This is a genomic window from Streptomyces sp. NPDC090025, assembly GCF_044748125.1.
In the GTDB taxonomy this organism is placed as follows: domain Bacteria; phylum Actinomycetota; class Actinomycetes; order Streptomycetales; family Streptomycetaceae; genus Streptomyces.
On sequence record NZ_JBIVFL010000010.1, the window covers coordinates 144247 to 167738 of the forward strand.

General features: G+C 72.7%; 25 protein-coding genes. 13 read left to right on the plus strand and 12 right to left on the minus strand.

All coding sequences use genetic code 11. The annotated features are described in order from the left end of the window. Entirely contained in the window at nt 1-939 is a 939-nt protein-coding gene (locus ACIPXM_RS22885; protein ID WP_401658502.1) for a haloalkane dehalogenase, read from the minus strand. 96 nt (nt 940-1035) lie between these two features. On the opposite strand from ACIPXM_RS22885, the gene ACIPXM_RS22890 reads away from it, so the two are divergent. Together ACIPXM_RS22890 and ACIPXM_RS22895 are read left to right on the plus strand one after the other, a co-directional pair. Continuing rightward, the gene (locus ACIPXM_RS22890) at nt 1036-1518 is read left to right on the plus strand and encodes a MarR family winged helix-turn-helix transcriptional regulator (RefSeq protein ID WP_401658200.1); all 483 of its coding nucleotides are present in this window, start codon (nt 1036-1038) and stop codon (nt 1516-1518) included. Between the two features lie 112 nt (nt 1519-1630). Further along, nucleotides 1631-2533: a glycoside hydrolase family 19 protein gene (locus ACIPXM_RS22895; RefSeq protein ID WP_401658202.1), complete on the plus strand. Its 903-nt coding sequence runs from the start codon at nt 1631-1633 to the stop codon at nt 2531-2533. A 41-nt stretch (nt 2534-2574) separates the two neighbouring features. Here ACIPXM_RS22895 and ACIPXM_RS22900 read toward each other — a convergent pair whose 3' ends face one another. Beyond that, a complete protein-coding gene (locus ACIPXM_RS22900) occupies nt 2575-2880 on the minus strand; it encodes a DUF397 domain-containing protein (protein WP_401658204.1) in 306 nt (101 codons plus the stop codon). Next, a complete protein-coding gene (locus ACIPXM_RS22905; RefSeq protein WP_401658206.1) occupies nt 2877-3713 on the minus strand; it encodes a helix-turn-helix domain-containing protein in 837 nt (278 codons plus the stop codon). Before ACIPXM_RS22905 ends, ACIPXM_RS22900 begins: the two co-directional genes overlap by 4 nt. A gap of 138 nt (nt 3714-3851) precedes the next feature. On the opposite strand from ACIPXM_RS22905, the gene ACIPXM_RS22910 reads away from it, so the two are divergent. Beyond that, nucleotides 3852-4301, plus strand: a complete 450-nt coding sequence (locus ACIPXM_RS22910; protein WP_401658208.1) for a hypothetical protein — start codon at nt 3852-3854, stop codon at nt 4299-4301. On the opposite strand, the gene ACIPXM_RS22915 is transcribed toward ACIPXM_RS22910, so the two are convergent. Continuing rightward, nucleotides 4298-5131: a hypothetical protein gene (locus ACIPXM_RS22915; protein ID WP_401658210.1), complete on the minus strand. Its 834-nt coding sequence runs from the start codon at nt 5129-5131 to the stop codon at nt 4298-4300. The two genes, ACIPXM_RS22910 and ACIPXM_RS22915, sit on opposite strands and share 4 nt — an antisense overlap. Before the next feature lie 211 nt (nt 5132-5342). Between ACIPXM_RS22915 and ACIPXM_RS22920 the strand changes: the two genes are divergently transcribed. From ACIPXM_RS22920 to ACIPXM_RS22930, 3 genes are all read left to right on the plus strand, one after another. Then, nucleotides 5343-6704, plus strand: a complete 1362-nt coding sequence (locus ACIPXM_RS22920; protein WP_401658212.1) for an aspartate aminotransferase family protein — start codon at nt 5343-5345, stop codon at nt 6702-6704. A gap of 147 nt (nt 6705-6851) precedes the next feature. After that, nucleotides 6852-7598: a GntR family transcriptional regulator gene (locus ACIPXM_RS22925; protein ID WP_401658213.1), complete on the plus strand. Its 747-nt coding sequence runs from the start codon at nt 6852-6854 to the stop codon at nt 7596-7598. 254 nt (nt 7599-7852) lie between these two features. Further along, nucleotides 7853-8506: a hypothetical protein gene (locus ACIPXM_RS22930; RefSeq protein ID WP_401658215.1), complete on the plus strand. Its 654-nt coding sequence runs from the start codon at nt 7853-7855 to the stop codon at nt 8504-8506. A gap of 74 nt (nt 8507-8580) precedes the next feature. Here the strand turns inward: ACIPXM_RS22930 and ACIPXM_RS22935 are convergent, their stop codons facing one another. Beyond that, nucleotides 8581-9303, minus strand: coding sequence for an SLATT domain-containing protein (locus ACIPXM_RS22935; RefSeq protein ID WP_401658505.1), 723 nt, complete (start codon nt 9301-9303; stop codon nt 8581-8583). Between the two features lie 274 nt (nt 9304-9577). On the opposite strand from ACIPXM_RS22935, the gene ACIPXM_RS22940 reads away from it, so the two are divergent. From ACIPXM_RS22940 to ACIPXM_RS22950, 3 genes are all read left to right on the plus strand, one after another. Beyond that, on the plus strand, nt 9578-9910 hold the full coding sequence (locus ACIPXM_RS22940) for a YbaB/EbfC family nucleoid-associated protein (protein ID WP_401658217.1): 333 nt from the start codon (nt 9578-9580) through the stop codon (nt 9908-9910). 94 nt (nt 9911-10004) lie between these two features. Next, nucleotides 10005-10604: a recombination mediator RecR gene (gene recR / locus ACIPXM_RS22945; RefSeq protein ID WP_401658219.1), complete on the plus strand. Its 600-nt coding sequence runs from the start codon at nt 10005-10007 to the stop codon at nt 10602-10604. A 65-nt stretch (nt 10605-10669) separates the two neighbouring features. Next, entirely contained in the window at nt 10670-11323 is a 654-nt protein-coding gene (locus ACIPXM_RS22950) for a DUF5063 domain-containing protein (RefSeq protein ID WP_401658221.1), read from the plus strand. A 49-nt stretch (nt 11324-11372) separates the two neighbouring features. Here the strand turns inward: ACIPXM_RS22950 and ACIPXM_RS22955 are convergent, their stop codons facing one another. From ACIPXM_RS22955 to ACIPXM_RS22965, 3 genes are read right to left on the minus strand one after another with little or no spacing between them, the layout of a single operon-like run. Continuing rightward, entirely contained in the window at nt 11373-12176 is an 804-nt protein-coding gene (locus ACIPXM_RS22955) for an amino acid ABC transporter ATP-binding protein (RefSeq protein WP_401658508.1), read from the minus strand. Between the two features lie 5 nt (nt 12177-12181). Continuing rightward, a complete protein-coding gene (locus ACIPXM_RS22960; RefSeq protein WP_401658223.1) occupies nt 12182-13114 on the minus strand; it encodes an amino acid ABC transporter permease in 933 nt (310 codons plus the stop codon). Next, complete coding sequence (locus ACIPXM_RS22965) at nt 13111-14007, minus strand: ABC transporter substrate-binding protein (RefSeq protein WP_401658225.1); 897 nt, start codon at nt 14005-14007, stop codon at nt 13111-13113. Before ACIPXM_RS22965 ends, ACIPXM_RS22960 begins: the two co-directional genes overlap by 4 nt. Nucleotides 14008-14225: 218 nt before the next feature. Here ACIPXM_RS22965 and ACIPXM_RS22970 point away from each other — a divergent pair, with 218 nt between their 5' ends. The 4 genes from ACIPXM_RS22970 to ACIPXM_RS22985 all read left to right on the plus strand — a co-directional run bounded on the left by ACIPXM_RS22970 (nt 14226) and on the right by ACIPXM_RS22985 (nt 18840). Beyond that, a complete protein-coding gene (locus ACIPXM_RS22970) occupies nt 14226-15503 on the plus strand; it encodes an aspartate kinase (protein ID WP_401658227.1) in 1278 nt (425 codons plus the stop codon). Nucleotides 15504-15511: 8 nt separating this feature from the next. Beyond that, nucleotides 15512-16564 carry an aspartate-semialdehyde dehydrogenase gene (locus ACIPXM_RS22975; protein ID WP_401658229.1) on the plus strand — a complete coding sequence of 351 codons (1053 nt, stop codon included), beginning with the start codon at nt 15512-15514 and terminating at the stop codon, nt 16562-16564. Between the two features lie 345 nt (nt 16565-16909). Beyond that, complete coding sequence (locus ACIPXM_RS22980) at nt 16910-17587, plus strand: SigE family RNA polymerase sigma factor (protein ID WP_401658231.1); 678 nt, start codon at nt 16910-16912, stop codon at nt 17585-17587. Further along, nucleotides 17584-18840 (plus strand): hypothetical protein, encoded by a 1257-nt coding sequence (locus ACIPXM_RS22985; protein WP_401658233.1) that lies wholly within the window; start codon nt 17584-17586, stop codon nt 18838-18840. Before ACIPXM_RS22980 ends, ACIPXM_RS22985 begins: the two co-directional genes overlap by 4 nt. A 99-nt stretch (nt 18841-18939) precedes the next feature. Here ACIPXM_RS22985 and ACIPXM_RS22990 read toward each other — a convergent pair whose 3' ends face one another. The 4 genes from ACIPXM_RS22990 to ACIPXM_RS23005 all read right to left on the minus strand — a co-directional run bounded on the left by ACIPXM_RS22990 (nt 18940) and on the right by ACIPXM_RS23005 (nt 23334). After that, nucleotides 18940-19680 carry an SURF1 family protein gene (locus ACIPXM_RS22990; protein WP_401658235.1) on the minus strand — a complete coding sequence of 247 codons (741 nt, stop codon included), beginning with the start codon at nt 19678-19680 and terminating at the stop codon, nt 18940-18942. 23 nt (nt 19681-19703) lie between these two features. Next, nucleotides 19704-21665 carry a prolyl oligopeptidase family serine peptidase gene (locus ACIPXM_RS22995; protein WP_401658237.1) on the minus strand — a complete coding sequence of 654 codons (1962 nt, stop codon included), beginning with the start codon at nt 21663-21665 and terminating at the stop codon, nt 19704-19706. Between the two features lie 129 nt (nt 21666-21794). Further along, nucleotides 21795-22139, minus strand: coding sequence for a DUF6191 domain-containing protein (locus ACIPXM_RS23000; RefSeq protein ID WP_401658239.1), 345 nt, complete (start codon nt 22137-22139; stop codon nt 21795-21797). Nucleotides 22140-22269: 130 nt separating this feature from the next. Further along, nucleotides 22270-23334, minus strand: coding sequence for an Lrp/AsnC family transcriptional regulator (locus ACIPXM_RS23005; RefSeq protein WP_401658241.1), 1065 nt, complete (start codon nt 23332-23334; stop codon nt 22270-22272). Between the last annotated feature and the right edge of the window lie 158 nt (nt 23335-23492).

Sequence of the window (23492 nt, forward strand, 5' to 3'; positions counted from 1 at the left end):
TCACTTCTGGCGTGTCGCGAGCCCGTGCCGGTCAGCCCACGCGGTGATCGCCCCGGCTATCGCGAGCGGTTGGTCCTCCGGGGCCTGATGGCCGGCCGGGCCGCAGGCCACCGTCTCCAGAGCGGTGGCATGACGCTCGCACCAGGCGACGGCGGCCGGGTCGACGATCAGGGTGGGGGAGCCCTCGAAGGTCAGCAGCAGCTTGGGGACGTCCGGGCTGGTGGCGAGCCAGTCGCCGTAGGCCGTGACGCGGTCGACCACGGCGGGCGGGTCACCGGCGATCGGCATGGACCTGGCCCAGGCGAGGAGCGGGCGGCGGGACTCAGGAGTGGGGTAGGGGGCCCGGTAGGCGGCGAGGTCGGCGTCGGTGAGCCCGCCGAGGACGGTGTGGGCGAAGGACTCCGCGAAGGCGTCCTGCTCCAGGACCATCGTCTCGCCCACCCCGGGGGTCTTGATCCTGGTCCAGCGCTCGCGGGCCTGCTCCGGGAACTCCGCCCAGCTCACCGGCCGCAGGATCGTCTCCATCAGCGCCACCCCCGCCACCCGGCCGGGCAGCCGGGCCGCCCGGTCCAGGGCGAGCGAGCCGCCCCAGTCGAGACCGACGAGCACCGCCCGCTCGATCCCGAGCGCGTCGAACCAGGCGTCCAGGTAGCGGGCCTGGTCCGCGTAGAACCCGGCGGGGGAGAAGTCGAGCTCCGGCCTGCCGGAGCGGCCCATGCCGATCAGGTCCGGGGCGAGCAGGCGCCTGCCGCCGCCGACGGCGGGCAGCACATGCCGCCAGACGTGCGACGAGACCGGGTTGCCGTGCAGGAAGACGAAGGGGAGGCCGGGGTCGGCGCCGCCGTCCGGGGCGCGGTCCGGGGCGCCGCCCTGGGTACCGTCCGGGGCGGTGAACTCCGCGAAGTACAGGGACGAGTCGAGCACGTCGATCACGGGCATGGTCATGCACTCCTCTAACGTTCGGATCACTAACGTTCGATGCACTAACGACGTTAGATCGTTCGTCCCCCTAACGCAAGAGGTAATCTGCCCCGCATGAGCGAGACCCCCGAGCCCGCCGGGCCGAGTGAAACCACCGCGCACACCGAGTCCTTCGAGACCCCCGAGCGCCTGCGCGCCCTGCCCAGCCGACTGCTCGGGCTCGCCGCCGCCCGGGCCGACCGCGCCGTCGGCGAGCGGCTCGCCGCCGAGGACGCCCGCAAGTGGCACTACGCGGCCCTCGCCGCCCTCGCCGAGCGCGGCCCGGTCAGCCAGGCCGAGCTCAGCCGTCGCACCGGCGTCTACCGCAGCGACCTGGTCGCGGTGATCAACGAGCTGGAGGAGCGCGGCCATGTCGCCCGCACCCCCGACCCGGACGACCGCCGCCGCAACGTCGTCACCCTCACCCCCCGGGGCCGCGCGCACCTCAAGAAGCTCGACAAGGTCCTCGCCCAAGCGCAGGACGAGCTGATGGGGCCGCTGTCCGTCGCCGAACGGGCCCTGTTCGTCCAGCTGTTGGAGCGTGTCATCGGCCGCTGAGCGGGGCGGGGGGCGGATGGTCGCGGCAAGGGAATTGGTCCAGACCTAGCTATTGACAGGTCCAGACCAATCGCGCTTCCGTGGAACCACCCCCACCGGAAGGACGAGTTGCATGTTGCGACGTCTGCTCACCCTCCTCGCCGCGATCTGTACGGTCGTCGGCCTCGCCGTACTCCTGCCCGCATCGCCCGCCGCCGCGGCCCCCGCCTGCGCGGGTGCCTGGAGCGCGGGCGCCGTCTACACCGGCGGCATGACCGCCTCGTACAACGGCCACAACTGGCTGGCCAAGTGGTGGACCCAGAACGAGACCCCCGGCACCACCGGTGAGTGGGGCGTCTGGGCCGACCAGGGTGCCTGCGGCGGTGGCGGCGGGACGGACCCGGGCAATCCCGGGACCGGATTCGTCGTCTCCGAGGCGCAGTTCAACCAGATGTTCCCGGGCCGGAACTCCTTCTACACGTACTCCGGCCTGACCGCCGCGCTCAGCGCCTACCCCGGCTTCGCCAACACCGGCAGCGACACGGTGAAGAAGCAGGAGGCCGCGGCCTTCCTCGCCAACGTCAGCCACGAGACCGGCGGCCTCGTCTACATCGTGGAGCAGAACACCGCCAACTACCCCCACTACTGCGACGCGACCCAGCCCTACGGCTGCCCGGCCGGCCAGTCCGCCTACTACGGCCGCGGCCCGATCCAGCTGTCCTGGAACTTCAACTACAAGGCCGCCGGTGACGCCCTCGGCATCAACCTGCTCGCCGACCCCTACCGGGTCGAGCGCGACGCGGCCGTCGCCTGGAAGACCGGCCTCTGGTACTGGAACACCCAGAACGGCCCCGGCACCATGACCAGCCACAACGCCATGGTCAACGGTGCCGGGTTCGGCGAGACGATCCGCTCCATCAACGGCTCGCTCGAATGCAACGGCGGCAACCCCGGCCAGGTGCAGAGCCGCGTCACCAAGTACCAGCAGTTCGCGCAGGTGCTCGGTGTCCCGACCGGGGCCAACCTGTACTGCTGACCTCGTACTGCCGACCTCGTACTGCCGACCGCCGAGGACCGCTAGCGGATCTCGGCGCAGCGGCTCACGAACGCGGCCCAGGCGGACGGCTCGACCGTGAAGGTCGGGCCGTCCTGCACCTTGGAGTCACGGACGTGGACGGAGTGGCGGCAGGTGGCGACCTCGACGCAGCTGCCGCCGCCGTCGTCGCTGTACGAGGACTTGTGCCAGTCGTAGCCCACCTCGACACAGTTCCCGCCGCCGCTGTCGCTGTAGCTCGACGTGCGCCAGCCGAAGGCGACTTCGACGCATTCGCCGCCGCCGTCGTCGCTGTAGCTCGACTTGAACCAGTGCAGGGTGTCGCTCATCTCTGTGCTCCCGCCAACCGCTCGATGAGGCCAAGGGACGTGCGCGGATCCAGGGCCTGGGCGCGGATCTTCGCGTACCGCTGTACGAGCTTACTCACCTTGGCGCGGTCGGTGAGGAGCACGCTCTCGCCCTGGATCTCCAGGTAGACCGCGAGGTTGTGGTCCGGGGTCTCGACCACGCTCAGATTGCCTCGGGCGCCCGCGTACTCGCCGCCCAGGCCCGCATCCAGCGGCAGGACTTGCAGGTTGACGTTCCTGCGACGGGCACAGTCCGCCAGGTGCAGCAGCTGCTCGCGCATGATTTCCGGGCTGCCGATCGGGCGCAGCAGCACCGACTCGTCGAGGATCAGCTCGATCTCGCAGGTGGGCTTGCGGTCGAACAGCCGCTTACGGGCCATCCGGCCGATGACCAGCTCCTCGGCGCGCTCCGGCGTCGGCTCCGGGAAGCCGCCCGCGATCAGCGCCCGCGCGTACGCCTCGGTCTGGAACAGTCCGTGGACGATGTGGTTCGCATACAGCCACAGTGCCCTCGCCTTCTGCTCGATCACTGAGTAGTCCCGGAACAGCTCCGGCAGTTTCTCCAGGCTCACCGGCACTCGCAGTTCCTCGAAGACGCCGAGTCCGTCGCCGAGTACATCCTCCAGTTTCACCAGCATCTCGTCGCTCACCGGGTGGACGAAGCGCTCCATCGCGCTGATCGCCGCCCCGGTGTAGCCCATGAGCGCGCCTTCCTTCGCCTGAGTGAGCCCCTTTCGCAGGCGTAGTTTCTTCGCGAGCGTCGCTGCCATTCGGGCCATCGGGCCCACCGGCTCGCGGGTTTCCTCACGTTCCATTTGCACTCCCCGATCGAACTCAACCGGACTCAACCGGTCTCAACTGCTCCCCGCCCAATTCAACTGCGAGCAAGGCGCATTGGCGCAGGTCGAGGGAATACCGACGCACCTTCGCAGTCGCGGAAAACGCTAGCGTCGATGCGGGACGATGGTCCGGTGAATTCCTCAAAGAGTGAGCGGAAAACGGCTTTCTGTGGTTGGCTTCCCCATTCGGGTTTCCAACTCCGCAAGGCCGGAGTGCAATTCGACGCCGTGCGCGTCGACGGTGACGAGGGCCGCCGCCTCGCCGATCTGATGGCGCTGCTGACCGGGGGCGACCCGGGGCCCGTGGTCCTGGAGGAGAACGGGCGGCGCGGGGTCTACTTCCTGCTGCCGCCCGGCTCCACCGCCCACCGCCCGTGGCCCGCCGGGGTCACCCGCTTCAACGCGGGCCCGGGTCTGGTGAGTTATGTGCCGGTGCCCGCGCTGACCGGCAACACCTGGCCGCTGACCTGGCGCTTCCGTCCGACGGAGCCGGGGCGGTTCGTGCACCCGCTGCTGCTGCGCAGCGCGCTGCGGGAGCTGCTGGCGTCCCAGGAGGCGTCCTAGGAGGCGTCCAGCGGGGTCCTGGCCCGGTAGCGGGCGAACTCCCAGGCCGTGTAGCCGCAGAGCAGCGTCGCGGCGATCGGCAGGCTCTGCCAGGGCAGCCCCAGCCAGCCGAGCAGGAAGGCCGGGACGGCGGAGCCGATCGCCGCGAGGATCAGCATCGGCCTGCCGTAGCCGCGCCAGCCGAAGCGCTCGTGGTGCGGCGGCCTGGCGAGCCGGACCAGGCCGAGGCCCGCCATCAGGGCCGCGAGCAGGCCGGCGAAGGTGCCGAGGGTGGCGATCCCCATGGCCTGGCTCTCGCGGGGGGCGTCGGCGGTGTCCTGCCGCACGCCGTCCTTGGCGACCGTCGTGACGGCGCCGTGCCAGACGGTGCCGGTGACCTGGTCGCCGGGCCGCAGGGTCTCCACGAGCGGGCGGGGGTCGCCGAAGGACAGCTTGCGCTGTCGGGCCCCCTGCCCCTCGCCCGCGCTGCCCGGGGCGGCGGGACCGGGGTGCACGAGTGCCCAGTACGAGTCGCCCTTCCGGCCCTGCGCCTCGGCGCGGTCCACGGTGAAGGTGACCGTCCGCAGACAGTCCGCGTCCCGCTGCGCGTCGCGCTGCGCGGTCCGCTCCGCGTCCGCCTCCGTCGGGCAGGGCCGGGCGGCGGCGTAAGCCCCGTACAGGCTGGTCTCCCGCGGGATCTGGACGGTGAACGCGAGCGCCGAGACCAGCCCGGCGAGCAGCGCCCCCGAGATCAGCAGGACGCCCACCGCCGACGTCCGGCCCGCCCCGGCCGAACCGTCCCCTGAACTGTCCCCCGAACCGTCCTCCGCCCCGTCCCCCGTGTCCGGCATGTCCGCCCTTCGTGTCATTTCCCCCATGAGGGCAGTCTGCGCGCCGCCGGACCCGGCGGGCAGGGGTCGAGGGCGGCAATCGTCCGGCGCCCGTCCTGCCGGGGTCCGGCAGGCGGCACGGGCCCCGAGCGGCAATCTGTCTCGTCCGTTCGGGTCTCGATGGACAAGATGGTGATGGCCCGTCCGACCTGCGGTTCCTTACCCTCGACCCATGACCCCTCATGTCGTACCCGACCCCCAGGCCGCAGCGGCCGTCAAGGCCGCCGACCGCGCGCACGTGTTCCACTCCTGGTCCGCTCAGGGCCTGATCGACCCGCTCGCCGTCGCCGGCGCTGAGGGCTCGTACTTCTGGGACTACGACGGCAACCGCTACCTCGACTTCACCAGCGGCCTCGTCTACACGAACATCGGCTACCAGCACCCCAAGGTCGTCGCCGCGATCCAGGAGCAGGCCGGGAAGCTCGCCACCTTCGCGCCCGCCTTCGCCGTGGACGTCCGCTCCGAGGCCGCCCGGCTCATCGCCGAGCGCACCCCCGGCGACCTGGACAAGATCTTCTTCACCAACGGCGGCGCCGAGGCCGTCGAGAACGCCGTCCGGATGGCCCGTCTGCACACGGGCCGCCACAAGGTGCTCTCGGCCTTCCGCTCGTACCACGGCGCCACCTCCACCGCGATCAACCTGACCGGCGACCCGCGCCGCTGGGCCTCCGACACGGGCTCCGCGGGCGTCGTGCGCTTCTGGGCGCCGTTCCTCTACCGCTCGCCCTTCTACGCCACCACCGAGGCGGAGGAGTGCCAGCGCGCCCTCGCCCACCTCGAGGACACCATCGCCTTCGAGGGACCCCAGACGATCGCCGCGATCATCCTGGAGACCATCCCCGGCACCGCGGGCATCATGACCCCGCCGCCCGGCTACCTCGCCGGTGTCCGCGAGATCTGCGACAAGTACGGCATCGTCTTCGTCCTCGACGAGGTCATGGCCGGCTTCGGCCGCACCGGCAAGTGGTTCGCCGCCGAGCACTTCGACGTCGTGCCCGACCTGATGACCTTCGCCAAGGGCGTCAACTCCGGCTACGTGCCGCTCGGCGGCGTCGCGATCAGCGAGAAGATCGCGGCCACCTTCGAGACCCGCCCGTACCCCGGCGGTCTGACCTACTCCGGGCACCCGCTGGCCTGCGCCGCCGCCGTCGCCACCATCGAGGTGATGGAGGACGAGAAGGTCGTCCAGCACGCCGCCCACATCGGTGAGAACGTGCTCGGCCCCGGCCTGCGCGAGCTGGCCGAGCGCCACCCGTCGGTCGGCGAGGTCCGCGGCCTCGGTGTCTTCTGGGCGCTCGACCTGGTGAAGAACAAGGAGACCCGCGAGCCGCTGGTCCCGTACAACGCGGCGGGCGAGGCCAACGCGCCGATGGCCGCCTTCGGCGCCGCGGCGAAGAAGCACGGCCTGTGGCCGTTCGTGAACATGAACCGCACCCACGCCGTCCCCGCCTGCAACGTCAGCGAGGCGGAGGTCCGCGAGGGCCTGGCGGCCCTGGACACGGCGCTCACCGTGGCGGACGCCCACACGGTGTGACCCGAGTCGGGTACCGGGACCGTCCGGTGTGATCGGAGCCGTGCGATCCACCGGGCGGGCCCGTCCGGTGTGGTCTTTTCTGCCCCCCTCCCGAGCGGCTGGCCTGGACTAGGGTGTCCGGAAGTCGTACGGAGGGGGCCGAGGAGCATGCCCGCGAGCGGAGCTGTCACCCGCAACACCCTTCGTCAGCAGATCGCGGACGCGCTGCGTGACGAAGTGCTCGCGGGCCGTCTCCAGCCGGGCGAGGAATTCACCGTCAAGCAGATCGCCGAGCAGTACGGGGTGTCCGCGACACCCGTGCGCGAGGCCCTGGTCGACCTCTGCGCGCAAGGGCTGCTCGACTCCGACCAGCACCGCGGCTTTCGGGTCCACGAGTTCTCGGTGGACGACTACCGGGGCATGGTCGAGGCCCGGATGCTCGTCGTGGACGGCATATTCCGCCGCCACGCGCCCCGTACCGTCCCCGTGCCCGCGGTCCCGTCCGCCGCTCCCGGCGCCTCGCCGGACGTCTCGCCCGGGGTGGCGCTCGTGTCGATACGGCGCCGCGGCGAGGCCGCCGCCCGCGCCGCCCGCGCCGGTGACCTGGACGTCCTGATCGGCTACGACATCCGCTACTGGCGCGAACTGGGCCGCCTGGTCGCCGCCAACGACTACATCGCCGACTTCCTGCACCGGCTGCGCGTGCAGGCATGGGTGTTCTCGGTGCCCTATCTGCGCTCCGACCGCGATCTCCTCGGCTGGCTGTGGAGCGGACACGTCGACCTGGTCGACGCGATCACCCGGGGCGACGCGGAGGACGCGGTCACCGTCGTCCAGGCGTACAACAACCGCTCCCTGGCGTGGGCGGACCGGCTGGACGGCCGCGCCGCCGCCGACACCGCCCTCACCCCCTAGGTCGTGCCCGCCCCTGATCCGCCGGACACCCCCTAAGGGCCCGGATACGGGTGGGGCCAGGGTCGCGCCCCGGGTTGAGGGGCCGCCCGGCCGGGCAGTCACCCCAGGGGGGCGCGGGACCGGCACAACCACCGGACCCGGCGGGTGTGCGCCGCCCGGCGGCCGGACTACCCTGGCCGTCCCGCGGCGGATCCCCGGTTCCCCGGGCCCGTCCGCCCGCCCCACCCGCGCAACTGACGGAGAGCGAGCCTGTCTTGGCCTGTGACCTGTGGCTGGTCCCCCTCGTCGACGTGCTGTGCCACAGCCCCGACAACCCCTTCGCCGAAGAGATCGCCGTCTACGACCAGGCGCTGACCGCGGCCGGTCTGCCCACCGTGCCCGTCTACGCCTACATGCCGGGCCTCTCCGGCGACGTGGCCCCCATCGCGGGCTTCGACTACGAGGCCCTGCACTTCCTGCGCCGCGCCTACCTGCTCCAGATGTGCGGGCTGCCCGTCGAGCCGGTCGGCGAGCTCGGCGGGGACTACGAGCAGCTCCTGGAGATGTTCGAGGCGACCGCCCAGCAGTCCCACCTGGTCTGGCACTACGACCACGCCGGGGCCTATGTGCCGGTCGACTTCCCGGCCCCGCTGTCCAACGACGACCTGCTCGCGGGCGGCGGCCCGCTCGGCTCCTCGCACGGGCTGCTGCGCGAGCTGGAGTTCGTGGCGCCCGCGATCGGCATCGACCCGGGCAACCCGCCAGCCCCGCCCCGGCCCCCGGAGCGGCCCACCGCCCTCGAAGAGCCCGCCGCGCCCGTCCCGCACCAGGAAGCCGGTCCTTTCGCCCGGGAGCGGCACGTCTGGCTCGGGCTGCACGCGGCGGCGACCCGCAGCCTCGGCCAGGGCTCGATGATCATCCTCAGCTAGGACGGGCGTCAGCCAGGACGGGCGTCCTGGCCGCCGGTACGGCGCCGCCGCCCCCGGGGCGCGCTCAGCTCGGCTCAGCGCGGCTCCGGCGGGCGCTGGCGCGGCATGTTGGGCCGGGTGCCCGGCGGCAGCGGGAAACGGCCGGAGGGGTGGCCGCTCTCCGGCCGGGGCTGGCTGACCCCCACCGCCTGCAGGGCCAGCGGCGCGGGCCCCGAGCGGAATTCGACCATCCAGTCCGCGGTCTCCGCCCGTACCAGCTCCGTCACGTCCTCCGAGAAACGGCGCAGCACCCCGAGGCAGCGCTCGGCGGCCTCGCTCGCGGTGCCCTCGGTGGGGCCGAGCACCTCGCGGACGCTCTCCGACGCCCAGTCGAACTGGAGCGCCTGGAGCCGCCGCTGCACGGCCTGGGCCGTGGCCACGTTCCTTATCCAGCCCGAGGTCAGGCCGAAGTAGCGGTCGCAGGCGAGGCAGGCGGCGCCCAGGAGCAGCGACAGATAGCCCCAGCCCGCCGTGCCCTCGGCGACCCCGGTCAGGTCGAGCAGCGGCAGGGCCGCGCCCGCGATCACCCCGAGGGCCGTGCCCATCCGCAGCGCGCGGGCGCAGCGGCGCTTCCAGACCCGGTCGGAGAGGTACCACTCGGCGGTGCGCAGGGCCTGGGACTCGACCCAACGGTAGAGCTCGTCGAGACGTTCGGCGGGCTCGCCCCAGTCGCCCATCGGGAAGGGGGCGCCCGTCAGATCGCGGTGGGCGGCCGGACCTCCGGCGGGCTTCTCGGGATTCCCCGGCTGCGGCTGCATGTCCGGCTGCTGGCTCACCGGGGAACTCCTCTGCTCAGCTCAGCGCTCGTGTGCTGTTGTGACGTGCGGTGCTGTGACGTGCGGTGCACGTGGTGCCTGCCCTTCCTACCGCCGAATGGTGGGCCGCGGGCCCGTATCCCGGGGATTTCCGCCCGCAAGAGGGTGTTGATCAGGTAGAGGAGCCCGCAGTTTCTCACTCGAAAGAGTTGCGTCGGCGGTCAGGTCGGGGACCACGTAGGCTCGGTTCACCAAGTTCCGAGACTGAGGAGTGACCGTGATCCCCGGTGGTGGCCAGCCCAACATGCAGCAGCTCCTCCAGCAGGCGCAGAAGATGCAGCAGGACCTCGCCCGCGCCCAGGAGGAGCTGGCGGCGACCCAGGTCGAGGGTCAGGCGGGCGGCGGTCTTGTGACGGCGACGGTGACCGGTTCCGGCGAGCTGCGCGGCCTCGTGATCGACCCCAAGGCGGTCGACCCGGAGGACACCGAGACGCTGGCCGACCTGATCGTGGCCGCCGTGCAGGCCGCCAACGACAACGCCCAGCAGCTCCAGCAGGCCAAGCTCGGTCCGCTGGCGCAGGGCATGGGCGGGATGCCGGGCCTCTTCTGAGGTTTCTCTGAGGCTCCTCGGTTCCACCGGGGCTTCTAAGGCTGGATTCCAGCCACTACCGTAAGAATCAAGCACCTCGGAGAAGGGCGTTCCGTTGTACGAAGGCGTGGTTCAGGACCTCATCGACGAACTGGGCAGACTGCCCGGCGTCGGTCCCAAGAGCGCCCAGCGGATCGCCTTCCACGTGCTCCAGGCCGAGCCGACCGATGTGCGGCGGCTTGCCCAGGCGCTCCTGGAGGTCAAGGAGAAGGTCCGGTTCTGCGCGGTCTGCGGCAACGTGGCGCAGCAGGAGCTGTGCAACATCTGCCGTGACCCGCGCCGGGACCTCACCGTGATCTGTGTGGTCGAGGAGCCCAAGGACGTGGTGGCGATCGAGCGGACCCGTGAGTTCCGCGGCCGGTACCACGTGCTCGGTGGCGCGATCAGTCCGATCGAGGGCGTCGGCCCGGACGACCTGCGGATCCGTGAGCTGCTCGCGCGGCTCGCGGACGGCTCGGTCACCGAGCTGATCCTGGCCACCGACCCCAACCTGGAGGGCGAGGCCACCGCCACTTACCTGGCCCGGATGATCAAGCCGATGGGCCTGAAGGTGACCCGGCTGGCGAGCGGTCTGCCGGTCGGCGGTGACCTGGAGTACGCCGACGAGGTCACCCTGGGGCGTGCCTTCGAGGGGCGGCGACTGCTAGATGTATGACGACAGGTCCGGGTACGACGACAGGTCCGGCCCGACCTCCCGGACCCGAGCAGGAAGGCTCCTCGATGTCTGACGCCACGCTGCACTCCGTCACGCAGGACCCGGACGACTTCGCCGTCCAGATCGCGGACTCGATCGAGAGCTTCATCGTCGCCACGACCGAGGTCGCCAAGGGCGACGAGCCGGACAGCGCCGTGCCCTTCCTGCTCCTGGAGGTCTCGCAGCTGCTGCTCGCGGGCGGTCGCCTGGGCGCCCACGAGGACATCGTCCCGGACGAGCGCTACGAGCCGGACACGGGTCCCGACCTGGACGTGGACGAGCTGCGGATGGGCTTCGCGACGCTGCTCGAACCGGTGGACGTGTTCTCCGAGGTCTTCGACCCGTACGAGCCCCGCAAGGCGCCCGTGCCGGCCCGGATCTCCGACAACCTCGCCGACATCGTCACCGACCTGCGGCACGGCCTCGCCCACTACCGGGCGGGCCGCACCAGCGAGGCGCTGTGGTGGTGGCAGTTCTCGTACTTCTCCAACTGGGGTCCGACGGCCTCGGCCACCCTGCGGGCCCTCCAGTCGCTCGTCGCGCACGTGCGCCTCGACCAGCCGCTCGCGGACCTGGCGGGCCTCGACACGGACGAGGACATCACCGAGGACGACCTCGCGGAGGAGGCCGGCCGGGTGATGGCCGAGGAGCTGGGCGGTCTGGGCCGCCCGCTCGCCTGAGCCCGTATTCGTATTCGTACTCGTACGACCGTCCCTGAAGGCAGTGGGTCTACAGGCGGCCGGCCTCGACGATCCGGGAGAGGAAGCGGCGGGTCCGTTCGTGCCGGGGCGCGCCGAACACCTCGGCCGGGGTGCCGCGCTCCAGGACCACCCCGTCCGCGAGGAAGCAGACCTGGTCGGCGACCTCGCGGGCGAAGCCCATCTCATGGGTGGCGACGACCATCGTCATGCCGTCGGCCTTCAGGTCCCTGATCACGTTCAGGACCTCGCCGACCAGCTCCGGGTCGAGCGCCGCCGTCACCTCGTCGAGCAGCAGCAGCCGCGGCCCGCTCGCCAGCGCCCGGGCGATCGCCACCCGCTGCTGCTGGCCGCCGCTGAGCCGGTCCGGGTACTCGGCGGCCTTGTCGCCGAGTCCGAGCCTGGCCAGCAGCTCCCGGGCCCGCTCCTCGGCGTCCTTCCGGGCGACGCCGTGCACCCGGCGCGGGGCGAGCGTGATGTTGTCGAGCACGCTCATGTGCGGGAACAGGTTGTACGCCTGGAAGACCACGCCGACCCGGCGGCGGACGGCGTCCTGGTCGGCGCGCGGGTCGGTGATCTCCGCGCCGTCGAGGAAGACGGCCCCGTCGTCGATCTCCTCCAGGAGGTTGGCGCAGCGCAGCACCGTCGACTTGCCGGAGCCGGACGCGCCGATCAGGACGGTGACGCTGTGCGCCGGTACGTCGAGATCGACCGCCTTCAGGACCAGTGAGCGCCCATAGGTCTTCCGTACCGCCTCGAAACGCAGCACGGGCGGCTCGGCGGGGGCGTCGGCGCCGGTCCCGGCGGGGGCGGGGACGGCGTCCTTGGGGCTCATGGGGCTCATACGGTGCCTCCCTGCGACTGGCGGCGGTTCATCCGGGCGGTGACCCGGTCGGTGAGCCGGGTCATCGGCACGGTCAGGGCGACGAAGACGAGGCCCGCGACGACGTACGGGGTGTAGTTGAAGGTCTTGGAGGCGAGGATCTGCGCCGCGTACACGGCGTCGACCGCGCCCGCGATCGAGACCAGACCGGTGTCCTTCTGGAGCGAGACCAGGTCGTTGAGCAGCGGCGGCACCACCCGCCGTACGGCCTGCGGGAGCACCACGTACCGCATGGCCTGCCCGCTCGACAGGCCGAGCGAGCGGGCGGCGGCGCGCTGGCTGGGGTGGACGGACTCGATCCCGGCCCGGAAGACCTCCGCCAGATAGGCGGCGTACGTGAGGACGAGCGCGGCGCCGCCGAGCACCACCGGGTCGGTCGGCACGCCCTGGAGGCGCAGCGCGGGCACCCCGAAGATCACCGCGAGCAGGCAGATGATCAGCGGCAGGCCCCGGAAGAAGTCCACGTACGCGGTGGCGAGCGCGCGCAGCGGGAAGAGCGCCGGGCCGCGCACGGTCCGCGCGACCGCGAGCAGCAGCCCGAGCAGCAGGGCGAGCGCCCCGCAGATCAGCAGCAGCCGGAGGTTGAGCCAGAGTCCGTCGAGGACCTTGGGGAGCGCCTGGCGGGCGTACTCGGCGCTGAAGAAGGTCTCGCGGGTGCGGGGCCAGCCGGGGGAGCGGACGACGAGCAGGCCGAGCACGGTGAGCGTGACGACGGTGCTGAGCGCGGCCACGGCCGCCGCCCGCCGGGTGCGGGCGCGGTGGTGGCGCTCGCGGGCGAGGCGGCGGGCGGAGGGCGTGTAGCCGTCGTCGTCCTGCCCGGGCCCGGCGGCTCCGGAGGGGCCGTCGGGGCCATCGGGGCCGTCGGCGGACTTCGTGAGCTGCGGGATCACTTGAGCACCGGGGCGCCGACGGCGTCCGACAGCCAGCGCTTCTCCAGGGCGGCGAGGGTGCCGTCGGCGCGCAGCGCGTCCACGGCGGCGGAGACGCAGGGGGTGAGCGCCGAGCCCTTGTCGAGGACGAGGCCGAACTGTTCGGCCGTGGTGGATGTGCCGGTGGGGGCGAGCTGGCCGACGACCTTCGCCTCGGGGACCTCGGCGCCGGTGATGTAGAAGGCGGTGGGCAGGTCGACGACGATCGCGTCGACCTGGCGGTTGCGCAGCGCGGCCTTGGCGAGGTCGTTCTTCTGGAAGACGGCCGCCGGGGTGCTCGGCCGGATCCGCTCCTCGATCACGTCGAGGCTGGTGGATCCGACCTGGGCGCCGAGCCGGACCTTCGACAGGTCGGCCAGGGTGGTGGCCTTGGCGGCGGGGGAGTCCTTGAGCGCGATGACGGCCTGGCGGACGTCGTAGTAGCCGGAGGACAGGTCGACGGCCTTGCGGCGGTCGGCGCTGACCGACACCTGGTTGATGTCGAAGTCGAAGGTCTTGGCGCCGGGGGCGAAGGCGTTGTTGAAGGCGACCTTCTGCCAGACCACGTCGGCGGGCGCGAAGCCGAGCTTCTTGGCGACGGCGTAGGCGACGGCCGACTCGTACCCCTTGCCGTTGGCCGGGTCGTCGTCCTGGAACCAGGGCGCGTAGGCGGGCGTGTCGGTGCCGACGGTGAGCTTGCCGGTGGCCTTGGTGGCGAGCCCGCCGGGCGCGCAGGACGCGGTGGCGGGCTTCTCCTCCCGCTCCTGGGGCGCACAGCCGGTGAGCGCCGTCAGCGTGGTCAGCGCGAGCAGCGCGAACAGGGGTACGGAGGCTGACGTGGCGGCCCGGGGGCGGCGCGGGGCGGAAGATCGCATGGCGGGAGGGTGGCAGCAGGACCCGGGGCTGTCCAGACCCCCTCGGGGGCCCGCGGGGCCGCCCGGAGGGGTGCTCCCGGTGGTGCGCCTGGGACGACGGTGATCACTTTTTGAGCAGCAAATCTCATCATCTGATATCACCGTGGCCTTTTTCCTTCGCTCGTTAGACTGAGCCGACCGCAGTGCCAGCTGCGGCGAGGACTGAGCGAGGAGCGCACGTGGGCCTTGTCGTGCAGAAGTACGGAGGATCCTCCGTTGCCGATGCCGAAGGCATCAAGCGCGTCGCCAAGCGGATCGTGGAAGCCAAGAAGAACGGCCACCAGGTGGTCGTCGTGGTCTCCGCGATGGGCGACACGACGGACGAGTTGATCGATCTGGCCGAGAAGGTGTCTCCGATGCCGGCCGGCCGCGAGTTCGACATGCTGCTGACCGCCGGGGAGCGGATCTCCATGGCGCTGCTCGCCATGGCGATCAAAAACCTGGGCCACGAGGCCCAGTCCTTCACCGGCAGCCAGGCCGGTGTCATCACCGACTCGGTCCACAACAAGGCGCGCATCATCGATGTCACGCCGGGCCGGATCCGTACCGCGCTCGACGAGGGCAACATCGCCATCGTCGCCGGTTTCCAGGGCGTGTCCGCCGACAAGAAGGACATCACCACCCTGGGCCGCGGCGGTTCGGACACCACGGCGGTCGCGCTGGCCGCCGCGCTCGACGCCGAGGTCTGCGAGATCTACACGGACGTCGACGGCGTCTTCACCGCCGACCCGCGCGTGGTGAAGAAGGCGAAGAAGATCGACTGGATCTCCTTCGAGGACATGCTGGAGCTCGCGGCCTCCGGCTCCAAGGTGCTGCTGCACCGCTGCGTCGAGTACGCCCGCCGCTACAACATCCCGATCCACGTCCGCTCGTCCTTCTCGGGACTGCAGGGCACCTGGGTCAGCAACGAACGCCCTGAGCAAGGAGCCCAGCCGGTGGAGCAGGCCATCATCTCCGGTGTCGCCCACGACACCTCCGAGGCGAAGATCACCGTCGTCGGCGTCCCGGACAAGCCGGGCGAGGCCGCGGCGATCTTCCGGGCCGTCGCCGACGCCGAGATCAACATCGACATGATCGTGCAGAACGTGTCCGCGGCCTCCACGGGCCTCACGGACATCTCCTTCACCCTCCCCAAGGCCGAGGGCCGCAAGGCCATCGACGCTCTGGAGAAGGCGAAGGGCGCGATCGGTTTCGAGTCGCTGCGCTACGACGACCAGATCGGCAAGATCTCGCTGGTCGGCGCCGGTATGAAGACCAACCCCGGGGTCACCGCGGACTTCTTCCGCGCGCTGTCCGACGCGGGCGTCAACATCGAGCTGATCTCCACCTCGGAGATCCGCATCTCGGTGGTCACCCGCGCCGACGACGTCAACGAGGCCGTCCGCGCCGTGCACACCGCCTTCGGCCTGGACAGCGACTCCGACGAGGCCGTCGTCTACGGCGGCACCGGCCGCTGAGTCACCTCATGAGCGGCAAACCGACGCTCGCGGTCCTGGGCGCCACCGGGACCGTGGGCGAGGTGCTGCTCCAGACGCTCACGCACCACGCGGACGTCTGGGGCGAGATACGGCTGCTCACCCACGAGCGGGGCGGTGCCGGCCGCACCCTGACCGTGCGGGGCGAGGAGAGCGAGGTCCGCGCCCTCGACGAGGACGCGCTCGACGGCGCCGACGTGGCGCTGCTGCTCGTGCCCGAACCGGTCGCCGCCCGCTGGGCGCCGATCGCCGCCGCCAAGGGCGCGGTGGTCGTCGACACCTCGGCCGCCTTCAGGGGCGACCCGGACGTGCCGCTCGTGGTCCCCGAGATCAACGCCTGTGCCGCCCGGGTCCGCCCGCGCGGCATCGTCGCAAGCCCCGGCTGCGCCACCCTGTCGCTGATCGCCGCCGTGGGCGCGCTGCACGCCGAGTACGGGCTCGCCGAGCTCGTCGTCACCGTGCAGCAGGCGGCGAGCGAGGCGGGCGCGGCGGGCGTCGCCGCGCTGCGCGAACAGCTGGCCCTGGTCACCGGCAGCGAGCTCGGCACCCGCGCCGGTGACGTCCGGCGCGCCGTCGGCGACCGGACCGGGCCCTTCCCCGGGCCGCTGGCCCTCAACGTGCTGCCGTGGTCCGGCGAGCCGGGCCCGGACGGCTGGTCCTCCGACGAGCTGGCGGTCCGCGAGGAGACCCGGAAGATCCTGGACCTGCCGCGGCTGCGGGTGACCGCGACCTGCGTCCGGGTGCCCGTGGTGACCGGGCACTCCGCCGTGGTGCACGCCCGCTTCGAGCGGTCGGTGGACGTGGGCCGCGCCCACGAGATCCTGGCCACCTCGCCGGGCGTGGTCGTGTACGACGCCCCCGCGAGCGGCGACTATCCGACGCCGGCCGACGTGGTGGGCACCGACCCCACCTGGGTGGGGCGGCTGCGCAGGACCCTGGACGACGAGCGGGGCCTGGAGTTCTTCGCGTGCGGGGACAACCTGCGCAAGGGCGCCGCGCTCAACGCCGTACAGATCGCGGAGCTCATCGCCGCCGACCGGTGAGCCCGCGGCCCGCTGGGGGCGGGCCCCGGCGCCGGTGCGGGTGTCCGGAAATCGGCCACGCGACACCGTTCAACTTTGTAGGATCTGTGAACACCTTGTGAGCAAATCGGCGTCAGAGGGCTCTTGATCAGGTCAGATGTCCTGAACGACGATGTTCCTACCTCCCGATCGCAACCGGTGGGTGGGGCGGGGGCGTCTTCGCGTGCACCCACGACCAGGACGCGGAGGACGCCGCACAAAGCGGGGCATCGGGGGAGAACGGTTACGCATGAGGGCAAATGTCGCACCGGCAAAACCGGGGCCGTACGCGTACAACCCTGACGGGGGGAAGCGTGTCCAACAGGCGTGGCAGAGGTACTCGACATGGCGGCGGTCATCCCGTTGCGCGGCACCGTGGTGCGACCGCTCAGGCGGCCGCGCCCGGCCGGCGGCATGCCGGTGATCGCGCCCGTGCCCATCGGAGCGAGCCGCCCGCCCACCATCGCCGGCATCCCGGCGCCCCGCGAGGGCGCTGACGACGCGATGGCAGCGGGCACCACCGTCGACCACCTCACCGAGACCTACCGCGCGCACTACCGCTCCCTGCTCGGTCTCGCCGCGCTGCTCCTCGACGACACCGCCTCCTGCGAGGACGTCGTCCAGGAGGCGTTCATCCGGGTCCACTCGGCCCGCAACCGGGTCCGCGACCCCGAGAAGACCCTGGCCTATCTGCGCCAGACCGTCGTCAACCTGTCGCGCTCCGCGCTGCGCCGCCGCATCCTCGGCCTCAAGCTGCTCTCCAAGCCCATGCCCGACATGGCCAGCGCCGAGGAGGGCGCGTACGACCAGCTGGAGCGGGACGCGCTGATCAAGGCGATGCGCGGACTGCAGCGGCGGCAGCGTGAGGTCCTGGTCCTGAGATACTTCGCGGACATGACAGAAGCGCAGGTCGCCGAGGTCCTCGGCATCTCCCTCGGCTCCGTGAAGGCATACGGCTCCCGTGGCATCGCGGCGCTGCGCGTCGCCATGGAGGACGGCTCATGAGCGGGCCGTGGGAGCGGGACCAGCACGGTGACCGGGACGACCTGAGTGGATTCGGGATGGTGAACCAAGCGCCGCACGACGGCGGGCCGGGCGACGGCACGCGCTTCGACGGCACGCGCTTCGACGGCGGGCCGGGCGACGGCAGACGTTTCGACGGCGGACGATTCGACGGCAGGCCGCACGAGGGCGGGGCGGGCGAGGGCGGTCCTGGCGAGGCCGGGCCGGAGGTGCCGGACGAGCAGGCGCTGCGGCTGCTGTTCCAGGGCGCGGTGGCCGGACTCGAACCCGCCGACGGCGCGCTCGACCAGCTGCGCCGGGCCGTGCCCGCCCGCCGGGCCCGCAAGCGGCAGGCGCTGGTCGGCGTGGCCGCCGCGGTCGTCCTGGTCGGCACCGCCGTCCCGGCCCTGGTGCACGTGGCCTCCTCCGGCGGGATCTCCGCCGACAAGGCCGTCAACGCCGGGCACGGCGAACAGGCCCAGGGCGGCACCGGCACCGAGACCGGCGTCGAGGGCGGCGGCAGCCATGACGCCACCCCGTCGCCCGGCACCACGGTCCCCAGCCACGGCGAGGCCGAGGGCGGCGCGGCGGGCAAGCCCCCCACCCCCACCCAGAGCGGCACCGGCGCGGGCACCGGCCACGCCACCCCGTCCACCGGCGCCCCGGCCGCCCAGCCCGCCTGCGAGGCCGGACAGCTCGGCATCAGCTCCGTCGCCACCGGCGCGCCCGACGCGACGGGCAAGGTCTACGGGGCCTTCCGGATCGCCAACGTCTCCGGGCGCGAGTGCGTGGTCGGCGGCGCGGGCACAGTCGGCTTCGCGGCCCGCGGCGCCGCCGACGGCGCGCGGATCGCGGTCGTCGCGCACACCAGCGGCGACCCGGCGAGCGGCCTGCCGGACCCCGCCAAGGAGGCGGCCAAGCTGCTGCTCACCCCGGACACCGCCTACGAGGTGCGGTTCGCCTGGATCCCCAGCGAGACCTGTCCGACCGTCACCCCGCCCAGCCCGACGCCCACCCCGACCCCGTCCACCGGCGGCGCCGGGGGCACCACGACGGGGACCACCTCGGGCTCCACCGGGAGCGGCCAGACCGACAGCGGGGCGAGCACCCAGCTCGGCACCGACGGCACCCCGGCGGACGGCAGCGTCGAGGTCACCCACACCGCCGACCCGGGCGGCCCGGTCGCCGCCGCGACGATCCCCAACGCCTGCGCGGGCACCATCTACCGCACCGGGGTCCTCGAAACCTCGTCCTGAGGCGCCCCGGGGGCCTCAGGGGCCCTGGGGCCGGGTCCGGGGCCGTTGGGTCCGGGGCCCTTGGCGGTCTCCCGGAGGCCCCGGCGGGCCCGGCGGGCCTCAGAGGCCCAGTGCCTCGTCCCGGGACGCCTCCGCCTCGCGGCGGAACAGCCGGAACCACATGAAGAGCACGAACCCCGCGAAGACGAACCACTCGGCGGTGTAGCCGAGGTTCTGGAACGCCTTCATGTCCAGACCGGTGCCCGCGGCGGCCTGCGCCGGGACCGGGACGAGCCCGCGCGGGGAGTCGGTCAGGGTGATCCAGGCGTCGTAGACGTCGTCCGTCACCACGTTCACCAGGGACGCGGCGCTGATCATGCCGAGCTGCCCGGCGGGCAGCCCGCCCGCCGCGCTCACGCCCTTGGTGCCCGCGCTCTCGGACGCCTGGAGCGCGCCCGTCACCTGCACCTCACCGGTGGGCGGGGCGGGCGCCGCGGCGCCCCGGGGCAGCCAGCCCCGGACCACCGGCAGCGCCTTGCCGCCGTCCGTACGCAGCAGGGTGAGGACGTACGCGCCGGAGCGCCCGTCCAGCTCCCGGTCGGGGACCAGGAACTGCTCGCCGTACCGGCCGCTCGCCCGGGCCAGCCGGCCCGAGGTCTCCTGGTCGACCGGGAGCAGCGAGTCGAGCGCGGCCGCGGCCTCCGTGGCGGGGTCGGGCCGCTGCTCGGCCTCCCGGTGGGAGTCGACGCGGTCCTCGAACTTGCCCAGCTGCCAGGTCCCCATGAACACGCAGAACGGGATCGCCAGCAGGACGAAGACGTTGATCCCCCACCAGCGGGGCGTTCTCAGGAACCGGTACACCCCCCCACCGTACGCAAGCGGACTCAGCCCTCCGTCGGCCGGGTCCCCGGCGTCCCGAGGTGACGGGCGGCGAAGTCCAGGTCGAGCGCGACCTGCTTGATCCGCTCCTCCACGACCAGCGAGCCGTGCCCCGCGTCGTACCGGTAGACCTCGTGGACCGCGCCCCGGGCGGCCAGCCGGTCCACGTAGTTGTCGATCTGCCGGATCGGGCAGCGCGGATCGTTCACCCCGGCGGAGATGTGCACCGGGGCCTGCACCGCGTCGACGTAGCTGATCGGGGAGGAGGCCGCGTACCGCTCGGGGACCTCATCGGGCGAGCCGCCGAGCAGGGTGCGGTCGAGCGCCTTCAGGGCCTCCATCTCGTCCTCGTACGCCGTCACGTAGTCCGCGACGGGCACCGCGGCCAGGCCGACCGCCCAGGCGTCCGGCTGGGTGCCGAGGCCGAGCAGGGTGAGATAGCCGCCCCAGGAGCCGCCCGACAGGACCAGCTTCGCCGGGTCGGCGAGGCCGCTCGCCACCGCCCACTCGCGGACCGCCGCGATGTCCTCCAGCTCGATCAGGCCGACCCGGTGCTTCAGGGCGTCGGTCCACTCCCGCCCGTAGCCCGTGGAGCCGCGGTAGTTGACCCGCACCACCGCGTATCCGTGGTCGACCCAGGCGGCCGGGCCGGCGGCGAAGGCGTCGCTGTCGTGCCAGGTCGGACCGCCGTGCACCTCGAACACGGTCGGGAACGGGCCCTCGCCTTCGGGGCGCTGCACCAGGGCGTGGACCCGGCCGCCCGGGCCCTCCACCCACACGTCCGCCACCGGCACCGACGGCGGTGCCTCGGCGCCCGGCGGGTCGAGGACGACGGAACCGTCCGTGGAGCACACCACCGGGGGCCGCGCGGCCGACGACCACAGGTACTCCACGGTGCCGTCGGGCCGGGCCGTGGCGCTCGACACGGTGCCCGCCGGGGTGTCCACCCGGACCAGGGCGCCGGTGGCGATCTCGTACCGCCAGAGCTCGCTGCGGGCCTCGAAGCCGTGCACCACGAGCAGCCCGGTGCCGTCCGGGTACCACTCGGCCGACACGTCGCCCGGCAGGTCGAGCCGCAGATCGGTCTCCGTGCCGGTGGCCACGTCCCACAGCATCGGCTCCCAGCGGCCGCGCCGCTGGTGGCCGACGAGCAGCCGGGTGTCCCCGGCGAGCGGCGCGAAGCCCAGCACGCTCAGGCCCAGCTCCTCGGTGCCGCCCTTGGTGTCGTCGAGCTCGGCGACGACCGAGGCGTCGGCGGCCCGCAGCACCCGGATCGCCGAGTGCATCGCGTCGCCGTGCTCGGTGTGCTCGACGGCGATCAGGGTCGCGTCGTGCGACAGGTCGCCGACCCCGGCCGACTCGCGGTGCCGGTAGACCTCCACCGGGGCGTCGGCGCCGGGGCGCAGCAGGTGCACGGTGGAGCCGTCGTCGTCGGTGGACCGGCCGACCACCACGGTGCCGTCCCGGCCGAGGACGAGCCCCGCCGGATAGGACGCGGCAAGGCCGGGCACCGCCTCCTCGTCCCCGCCGGGGGCACCGGCCGCGCCGTCGGCGGCCCCGGCGCCGTGGAAGGGCTGGCGCATCCAGACGCCGAACTCGTCGCCGTCGGTGTCGGCGAACCACCAGATCCACTGTCCGTCCGGGCTCAGGGCGCCGTCCGTCGTCCCGTTCGGCCGGTCGGTGACCTGGCGCTGCGCGCCGGTCGCGCGGTCCCACGCGTACAGCTCGAACGTCCCCGTCGCGTTCGACACGAAGAGGGAGCGGTCCGGGGCCTCCTCCGCCCACTCGGGCAGCGAGACCCGCGGCGCCCGGAACCGGCGCTGCCACGCCGGGGCGGCAGCCGGGTCCGGGGCCGGGGCGGAGGCCAGGGCGGAAGCCGGGTCCGCCGCCCGGCCGTCCGTCGCCCGGTCGTCCGCCGCCGTCCGCGCGGCGGCCGTGGTGCTCTGCTCGTCCTTGCTCTCAGTCATGGCCCCCATGATGCTCCGCCGGGCCGACAAACCGTTCGCGATGCCCACAGCCCTGTGGATAACCTCGTGACATGTACTCGGCGACGCCCCTTCGAGCTCCGATCAAGGCGATCAGGGCGATCAGGGCGATCAAGGCGACGAAAGACCGGGCACCGGGGGCGTAGCGGACCCCGAGGACCCAGCGGGCGCAGCGGGCATCCGGACGACGGCGCGGCCGCCCCTCAGGTCCACCGTGGTGCGGTGCGGCGGGGCGCCGTCCTCCTCGTCGTCGCGCATCACGAGGGCGCTCTGGCGCTCCTTCAGCTCGTTCTGCTTGCCCTGCGAGAAGGTGGCGTGGAGCTGCTCGAAGCCGGTCGACGACACCTGGCCGCCGCGCCGGCCGCGCCCGGTCGCCCGCAGGATCTGATCGGCGAACGCGATCACGGTCAGCAGGATGACGAGGCCCGGCAGCGTCACGAACACGGCGAACTCCATGCCGCCATTGTCACCACGGCCGCCGCGCCCAGGGAAGCGCCGGGAGTGGACGGCCGGGAGCGGACCGGGTGCGGGCGGACCCGGTGCGGGCGGACTCGGTGCGGGCGGGCCCGACGGCCCGGGGCCCGGCTCAGGTCAGGCGGCGCCAGGCGGGGTCCGCGTTCCTGATGTCCGGGCGTGTGTGGTGCGACCGCCGCCCGTCGGGCCCGATCACCTGCGCGCCGACCTTGTGCGCCCGCAGCGAGAGCGCCGTCGCGGTGATCCGTATCGACGGCGCCGCCCGCTCCATCCCGGTGGTGACCTCCCGCAGCTCGCCGACCGAGCGCAGCCAGGCGCCCACCGCCAGGTTGTGCCGCCCGGACACCGAGGTGACCAGCCGGGTGTGCCGCAGCCGTGACAACGCTGTCGCGGTGGCCGTGACCTCCAGAGCGGGCACATCGGCCTTGATCAGCGCCCACACCGGCCGCTCCGAGAAGCGCGGCGCGGGCACGCAGTGGTGGATCAGCGTCCCCGCCCCGAGCAGGGCGTCGAGCCGCCGCCGTACGGTCGACTCGCTCACCCCGCAGGTCCGGGACAGCTCGGCGGCGCTGCGCCGGGCGTCCCCGGCGAGTTCGAGCAGCAGCGCCTCGTCCAGTTCGCCGAGCCGCCGCGGCCGCCGGCTCGGACAGGCCGTGGCGGAGGCGCCGGGTCCCACCGCCGCCACCAGGTTCTGGACCTGACGCGGGGTGAGCTGGCCGAGCCGCCACAGATTCCGCGCGTTGTGCATCCCGGTCACCACATGGGTGCGGGACCTGAGCACGGCGGGCAGCCGCTGCACCCGGCGCGTCAGATAGTCGTCGAGCGCGCCGAGATCGGCGCAGAGCACCAGCATCACCAGATCGGAGTCGCCGGTCATCTGGTGCAGCCCGAGGGTGCACGCGTCGCCCGCGAGCGCGACCGCGGTCTCCTCCGAGTACCCGGCGGCGCAGTCCACCTCCACCCACGCGTACAGCGGCGTCTCCACCCCGAGGCGGCGCGGCAGGAACGCGGCCCACGCGTACCCCCCGCCGGCCAGATGCTCCCAGCGCCGTGCCAGGGTGTCCGGACTGGCGCCCAGGACCCCCGAAAGCTGGGTCCAACTGGCGCGGGGCGCGATCTGCAGCGCGTGAATCAGCGCCAGATCCGCCTCTCCCAGGACGGATTCCCCGGTGCGCATGAGCCTCCTTGGCCGATTTACGACATTCCCTCGGCCGGTCAGGCCGGGCGCCGGAGGATTTTGCCCCGGGGCATATGCATTCAAGCCGTAGATCAGGCACCCCACCATGAAGTCAGGCTTAAGTCACAGAAGTAGCGACGAACACCACGGGGCGGACG

Coding starts and splice junctions, on each gene's coding strand:
- ACIPXM_RS22885 (WP_401658502.1), bottom strand. CDS start 939: ATGCCCGTGATCGACGTGCTCGACTCGTCCCTGTACTTCGCGGAGTTC.
- ACIPXM_RS22890 (WP_401658200.1), top strand. CDS start 1,036: ATGAGCGAGACCCCCGAGCCCGCCGGGCCGAGTGAAACCACCGCGCAC.
- ACIPXM_RS22895 (WP_401658202.1), top strand. CDS start 1,631: ATGTTGCGACGTCTGCTCACCCTCCTCGCCGCGATCTGTACGGTCGTC.
- ACIPXM_RS22900 (WP_401658204.1), bottom strand. CDS start 2,880: ATGAGCGACACCCTGCACTGGTTCAAGTCGAGCTACAGCGACGACGGC.
- ACIPXM_RS22905 (WP_401658206.1), bottom strand. CDS start 3,713: ATGGAACGTGAGGAAACCCGCGAGCCGGTGGGCCCGATGGCCCGAATG.
- ACIPXM_RS22910 (WP_401658208.1), top strand. CDS start 3,852: ATGCGGGACGATGGTCCGGTGAATTCCTCAAAGAGTGAGCGGAAAACG.
- ACIPXM_RS22915 (WP_401658210.1), bottom strand. CDS start 5,131: ATGCCGGACACGGGGGACGGGGCGGAGGACGGTTCGGGGGACAGTTCA.
- ACIPXM_RS22920 (WP_401658212.1), top strand. CDS start 5,343: ATGACCCCTCATGTCGTACCCGACCCCCAGGCCGCAGCGGCCGTCAAG.
- ACIPXM_RS22925 (WP_401658213.1), top strand. CDS start 6,852: ATGCCCGCGAGCGGAGCTGTCACCCGCAACACCCTTCGTCAGCAGATC.
- ACIPXM_RS22935 (WP_401658505.1), bottom strand. CDS start 9,303: ATGCAGCCGCAGCCGGGGAATCCCGAGAAGCCCGCCGGAGGTCCGGCC.
- ACIPXM_RS22950 (WP_401658221.1), top strand. CDS start 10,670: ATGTCTGACGCCACGCTGCACTCCGTCACGCAGGACCCGGACGACTTC.
- ACIPXM_RS22955 (WP_401658508.1), bottom strand. CDS start 12,176: ATGAGCCCCAAGGACGCCGTCCCCGCCCCCGCCGGGACCGGCGCCGAC.
- ACIPXM_RS22965 (WP_401658225.1), bottom strand. CDS start 14,007: ATGCGATCTTCCGCCCCGCGCCGCCCCCGGGCCGCCACGTCAGCCTCC.
- ACIPXM_RS22975 (WP_401658229.1), top strand. CDS start 15,512: ATGAGCGGCAAACCGACGCTCGCGGTCCTGGGCGCCACCGGGACCGTG.
- ACIPXM_RS22985 (WP_401658233.1), top strand. CDS start 17,584: ATGAGCGGGCCGTGGGAGCGGGACCAGCACGGTGACCGGGACGACCTG.
- ACIPXM_RS22995 (WP_401658237.1), bottom strand. CDS start 21,665: ATGACTGAGAGCAAGGACGAGCAGAGCACCACGGCCGCCGCGCGGACG.
- ACIPXM_RS23000 (WP_401658239.1), bottom strand. CDS start 22,139: ATGGAGTTCGCCGTGTTCGTGACGCTGCCGGGCCTCGTCATCCTGCTG.
- ACIPXM_RS23005 (WP_401658241.1), bottom strand. CDS start 23,334: ATGCGCACCGGGGAATCCGTCCTGGGAGAGGCGGATCTGGCGCTGATT.